This is a genomic window from Psychroserpens damuponensis, from assembly GCF_000826655.1.
In the GTDB taxonomy this organism is placed as follows: domain Bacteria; phylum Bacteroidota; class Bacteroidia; order Flavobacteriales; family Flavobacteriaceae; genus Psychroserpens; species Psychroserpens damuponensis.
The window spans coordinates 1-1,525 of record NZ_JXJO01000057.1 but is presented as its reverse complement, the minus strand read 5'-3'; the positions used below and the strand labels follow the sequence as shown (position 1 = coordinate 1,525).

General features: G+C 31.0%; 2 protein-coding genes. Both read left to right on the top strand.

All coding sequences use genetic code 11. The features are described from left to right. Positions 1-259: 259 nt before the first annotated feature. Positions 260-508 carry a type II toxin-antitoxin system ParD family antitoxin gene (locus TD29_RS17280; RefSeq protein ID WP_040282738.1) on the top strand — a complete coding sequence of 83 codons (249 nt, stop codon included), beginning with the start codon at positions 260-262 and terminating at the stop codon, positions 506-508. Next, a complete protein-coding gene (locus tag TD29_RS17275) occupies positions 501-800 on the top strand; it encodes a type II toxin-antitoxin system RelE/ParE family toxin (RefSeq protein ID WP_040282736.1) in 300 nt (99 codons plus the stop codon). Before TD29_RS17280 ends, TD29_RS17275 begins: the two co-directional genes overlap by 8 nt. Positions 801-1,525: the final 725 nt, after the last annotated feature.

Below are 1,525 nucleotides of genomic sequence, written 5' to 3'. Positions count from 1 at the left end.
AATTGAATATAAATCGAAATTTAAACATTTAGCAATCAAACAAAAGCAAAACTAAAGCCAACAATATGTATAGATAATTGCTTATATTAGCTCAAACTAATGGTTGTTGCGCTTTTGCGTTCATCTGATTTTCCTACGGAAAATCATCGGACACAAATTCGCAACAATCCATACATAAAAACGTTAGGTGTAATTAAAAAATCGAGATAAAATTGGTATTTTTACCAAAAATTGGTAAATTTGAGTAAATTTAGAAAATATGAAAAATACATCAATATCACTCGGAAATTATTTTGACCAATTCGTAAGTTCGCAAGTCTCTGTTGGAAGATATAAAAATGTGAGCGAAGTAATACGTGCTGGACTTAGACTATTGGAAAATGAAGAAAGTAAAGTAATCGCTTTAAGAAACGCTATCCAAGAAGGACTGAATAGTCCAATAGTAGAAGATTTCGACTTTGAAGAAAACCTAAAAAGGTTAAAATCTGAAAAAAGAAAGAATGGCTAAAGTTGTTTTAAGACAAGAAGCCATTGATGACTTAAATGACATTTGGGACTACACTTACGAAAAATGGTCAGAAAAACAAGCTGACAAATATTACGCAACGATAAAACTTGCTTGTAACGGAATTGGAAATAATCCTGATGTTGGAAAAGAATATTTTGGAGTAATTAGAAATTTACTCGGATTGAAATCTGGAAAGCATATAATATTTTACGATTTGATTTCGGAAGATAGAATTGAGATAATAAGAATATTACACGAAAGAATGGACTTGAAAAATAGATTGACGGAATAAAAACTACACCTAACACCGTGTATAATTAATTGCTTGGTTCTTCCCTACTTGCGAATATTCCTGCGGAATATTCACAGGTTCGTAAAAGTTTGCTAATTTAGTTGCTTAACCACGCAACTAATCATACACAAACACGTTGGCTCTAATTCTGCGCTCATATAATTCCGAATAAATAAAGCGGAACAAAACTTGATCTTAAGGCTTAAAATCTTACTCAATATCTGAATTTACTCTTACGGAATTTAGCAAGTTTATAAAACTGAACTGTGCGTGGATTTAGCAACTTTTCGGAATTAAAAACTCCATCAATTACTCACGGAATATAATGTAACTAAGTTTAAAAAACTGATCTATGCGTGAATTAAGCAACTTTCGGAATTAAAAACACTATCAATAGCTAACGGAATAAATTGTAACTAAGTTTGAAAAACTGAACTGTATGTGGATTTAGCAACTTTCGGAATTAAAAACTCCATTAATAACTAACGGAATAAAACGTAACTAAGTTTAAAAACTAAGCTGTGCACGGATTTAGCAACTTACGAAATTGAATATAAATCGAAATTTAAACATTTAACAATCAAACAAAAGCAAAACTAAAGCCAACAATATGTATAGATAATTGCTTATATTAGCTCAAACTAATGGTTGTTGCGCTTTTGCGTTCATCTGATTTTCCTACGGAAAATCATCGGACACAAATTCGCAACAATCCATACATAAAA